General features: G+C 36.1%; 4 protein-coding genes. 2 read left to right on the top strand and 2 right to left on the bottom strand.

Annotated elements, in window-relative coordinates; genetic code table 11:
- Positions 1-338 (bottom strand): alanine--tRNA ligase-related protein (locus ACXJH6_RS04770; protein ID WP_456470621.1); only part of this gene is annotated, 338 nt, incomplete at its 3' end.
- Positions 339-389: 51 nt separating this feature from the next.
- Between ACXJH6_RS04770 and ACXJH6_RS04765 the strand changes: the two genes are divergently transcribed.
- Together ACXJH6_RS04765 and ACXJH6_RS04760 are read left to right on the top strand one after the other, a co-directional pair.
- A complete protein-coding gene (locus tag ACXJH6_RS04765) occupies positions 390-1,445 on the top strand; it encodes an aminotransferase class I/II-fold pyridoxal phosphate-dependent enzyme (protein WP_456470620.1) in 1,056 nt (351 codons plus the stop codon).
- Positions 1,438-3,369: a transglycosylase domain-containing protein gene (locus tag ACXJH6_RS04760; protein ID WP_456470619.1), complete on the top strand. Its 1,932-nt coding sequence runs from the start codon at positions 1,438-1,440 to the stop codon at positions 3,367-3,369. The genes ACXJH6_RS04765 and ACXJH6_RS04760 overlap by 8 nt, the downstream gene beginning before the upstream one ends.
- Here ACXJH6_RS04760 and ACXJH6_RS04755 read toward each other — a convergent pair.
- Positions 3,366-4,202, bottom strand: coding sequence for a DMT family transporter (locus ACXJH6_RS04755; RefSeq protein ID WP_456470618.1), 837 nt, complete (start codon positions 4,200-4,202; stop codon positions 3,366-3,368). The two genes, ACXJH6_RS04760 and ACXJH6_RS04755, sit on opposite strands and share 4 nt — an antisense overlap.
- Positions 4,203-4,255: the final 53 nt, after the last annotated feature.

Raw genomic sequence — 4,255 nt, 5'->3', positions numbered from 1 at the left:
ACTTCCGTTACAAATTCCCAAGCATATGCAATAGCCTCTTCTTTAAAATAATCCCCGAAACTAAAGTTTCCAAGCATTTCAAACAGAGTATGGTGTCGGTTTGTATATCCTACGTTTTCAAGGTCGTTATGTTTACCTCCCGCTCTCATACAAAGCTGGCTTGATGTGGCTCTTGGAGGTGTGGGAGCCGGTTTTTCACCGGTAAAAATCGGCTTAAAAGGCACCATCCCGGCATTAGTGAATAACAGCGTCGGGTCATCGGGTACCAAAGGAGCCGAAGGATATACCTTATGTCCTTTTTTTTCAAAAAAATCCAAAAATTTTTTTCTTATATCCATAAAAGGCCTTTTTTGATAAAATTTTAACTAAATATCCCAAAAAGGTAAATATTGTATAAAAAAGAGCTGGAAATACTTGCCAAAAAAGAACGTTTAAGAGAAAAAAATATCTACGAAAAAATAATCGACCTTGCAAGCAACGACTATTTAGGTTTAGCCGAAGATGAGGAAATTCTTGATAAAACATATTTCCATGCCAAAAAACTGCGTCTTCATGGCTCAAAAGCCTCGCTTTTGGTTAACGGATACAATAAAGCTCACCAACTTTTAGAAAATAAACTAAAAAGACTAAATAACTTCGAAGACGCCCTGGTTCTAGGCAGCGGGTTTCTTGCAAATATGGCTTTGTTTGAACTTGGAAGAAAAGGGGATTTGTTTTTAGTAGACAAAGAGTATCACGCCAGCGGCATAGTGGGAAGTAAACTTACACAGGCGGAAGTGAGATTTTTTAACCATAACGATATTAGCGACTTAAAACAAAAAAGCAAAGACTATAAAAACTTCAACAGGGTTTTTGTAGTAACGGAAGGCATTTTTTCAATGCTTGGAGATAAAGTAAAAAAAGAGATAACTTCTTACGCTCAGGAAATAGGTCATTTAATAATAGACGAAGCTCACAGCGTAGGGGTGTGCGGAGAGAGATTAATGGGCATTACCGATGAATACGAATTAGACCCAAAAAAAACGATAAAAATGGGGACACTCGGAAAGGCCTTAGGAAGCTATGGAGCTTATATTCTGGCAAACAGTGAAATTATAAATTTTTTAATAAACAGGGCAAAAAGCGTCATTTATACCACCGCTCTCAGTCCCCTAGACACCCTAAGCGCCTTTTACGCCCTTGAAAAAATAGAAAAAAACTTAAATATCTTTAAAAAGAAAATAAACAGAAGAAAATCCGCTTTTAACACCCCTTCTTTAATAAAAACGATACCTGAAAGCTCAAATAAAATCCTTATGAAAAAAAAAGAAGAACTTCAAAAAAGAAACATTCTGGTAGGAGCGATAAGACCTCCTACCGTAAAAACCCCTATTTTCAGGGTTATTTTAAGAACAAATATAGATATTGAGATTATTAAAAACACGGTAAAGTTTTTAAATGATTAAAAAAATTTTCTCAATTTTCCTTACTTTTATTTTGTTAGTACTTACAGCCGGATTTGTTTATTTTATATATCTGTATAACTCCACAAGATTTGCAACAGAAAAAATAATTTATTACAATCCTCCCCTTTCTACTCTTTTTTTCGACAAAAACGACAATCTTCTTGACGTAAAATATTCAAAAGAAAACAGAATATATGTTAAATACAAAGACATTCCCCCAAGAATAATAGAAACCCTTATAGCAACCGAAGACACTTCCTTTTTTGAACATTCGGGAATTAATTTCAACGCTATACTAAGAGCCTTGATAAAAGATATAAAAGCAGGTAAAAAAGTGGAAGGTGCATCAACTATTACACAGCAGCTGATAAGAAACATTTATCTAAACAGAAAAAAAACCATAGAGCGTAAACTTAAAGAAATTATAATAGCTATGAAAGTGGAACATTTCCTATCAAAAGAGGAAATCTTGGAAAGATATTTAAACCAGGTTTATTTAGGACACGGATATTACGGCATAAGAACGGCCTCTTTAGGATATTTCCATAAGGATTTAAACGAACTTAGCCTAAAAGAAACCGCAATGCTCATAGCCCTTCCAAAAGGCCCTTCTCTTTACGACCCTACAAAAAATTACAACCTGAATATAAAAAGAGCCAATTCCATTTTAAAAAGAATGTACTCTTTAGGGTGGATAAGCGAAAATGAATTTAAACAAGCACTAATAGAAAATCCCAAAGTTTATAAATACATGATAAAACCAAAAGCCCCTTATGCCGTAGATGCCGCCATAAAAAAACTAAAAAAAGAGTTTCCCGACCTTTTTTACAGAGGCTATTACATATATCTGACAATAGACCTGCCTACCCAACAAATAGCCCAAAAGGCCATAAAATGGAATTATAAAAGACTTCTTGAAATGAATTCAAAACTAGACCCGGAAAAACTAAACGGAGCTTTAATTACCATTAATCAACAAACAGGAGACATTCTCGCCCTTGTAGGAGGAGTGGATTATAAAAAAAGCAAATTTAACAGAGCCATACAATCAAAAAGAAGTATAGGAAGCGCCGTCAAACCGTTTATCTACCAAATAGCCCTTAATATAGGTTATAATCCGGCAACCCTTATCCCAGACCTCAGCAGAACGTTTAAAATCCCGGGAAACACTCCTCAAGAACAAAACTTTTGGAAACCTAAAAACTACGAAAGAAACACTTTAGGGCTGATAACTTTAAGAGAAGCACTTGTACATTCACGAAACCTGGCTACGATAAATCTCGTACTATCCATTGGACTCGATAAAATAATTACAGAACTTTATAATTTCGGATTTGAAAAAATACCACAAAACCTTTCAATCGCACTTGGAAGCATAGGAGAGAGTATCTGGAACATAAGCGAACTTTATACGATATTCAGCAATTATGGGATTAAATCCCATGTTAAAATAGTTAGAAAAATAACGGTGCCTAAAGAACACATTACAATAAATATCGAAAACAAACACGAATACATACAACCCGATTATCAGGCTTATCTGATGATTGACATATTAAAAGACGTAGTTAAAAGGGGCACGGGTAAAAACGCAAAAGTGGAAGGAATAGAAATAGCCGGTAAAACAGGTACTACCAACAAATATATAGACGCATGGTTTTGCGGTTTTACCCCCGACACACAAACAATTATATGGTTTGGAAACGACGACTCGTCCACTCTTGGAAAAAGTATGAGCGGAGGAAGGGTATCGGCACCGGTATTTAAATATTTTTATTCAAAACTTTTAGAAACACATCCGGAAATGCAAAGAAAATTTAAAAAACCAAAAGGGGTAAAAGAGTTTATTATAAACGGCAAAAAGGAACTCTTTACAAAAGTATCCCCACCTCCTAAAAAAGAGAGCGCGGTTCCAGTATTTTAGGCTTTTTTCATACCTATTATTCCCCCAATGGAAATTAAAACAGCTCCGAGTATCTGATTTACCACAGGAACCTGCCCCAAAAACAAAAACGCCAAAATTATCGCAAACACTATATCTAAATACTGCAACACGGAAGCAACGGAAACCTTAATATAATTAAGTGCGTCATACCACAGAAAAAGCGCCAAAGCCGTATGCATAACCCCCGTAATTAAGGCGATTATCAGTCCCTGAACGCTCAAATGCCACTTACTTAAAAACAAAAAAGGAGCCGTTATAAATATCGAAATCAAAATCTGCCATGCAGTAACCGCAGCGGGTCTGTGGTGCATTGTGGCTATTTTTGAAAAAAAGCCCAAAAGCCCGTAACTAACCGCCGCAAGTAATGCAATAAAGGCACCCTTGCTCAGACTCATCCCCCCGTTACTGACAATCACGCCGATAAATGCTAAAATCACCGCAATTACAATAAAGATATTAATCTCCTCTTTTAAAAACAGCACCGCAAGCAATAAAGATATTATCGGTCCCGCATAATAAATACTGACAGCCGTCGCCACGTCAGTATAATTAAAAGAGAAGAAAAAAAACACCCAGTTAACCCCAAGCGCCATCCCGCTGATTAAAAGCGGCCAAAAGGGGCGAAGTTTCAAAAACTCCCTTATTCCGCTGCGCCTCAGGGCAAAATAAAGTATAAAAGGAAACGCAAAAAGGACCCTGAAAAACACAAACACTCCGCTTGGAAAAGATGAATAAACAGACATAAGAGGCGTACTTCCCCAGATAAAAGTAGCCCCTATCATTTCTAGAAGTCCTTTTTTTTCTTTGTTCATCTCAGTTTCCTTAACGATAAATTATAATCATAAAAAAGTTTTAGCCATTTATA

Source organism: Caminibacter sp. (assembly GCF_053999135.1).
Note: the sequence above shows the minus strand (reverse complement) of the source record. Positions and strands in the feature narration are given on the sequence as shown.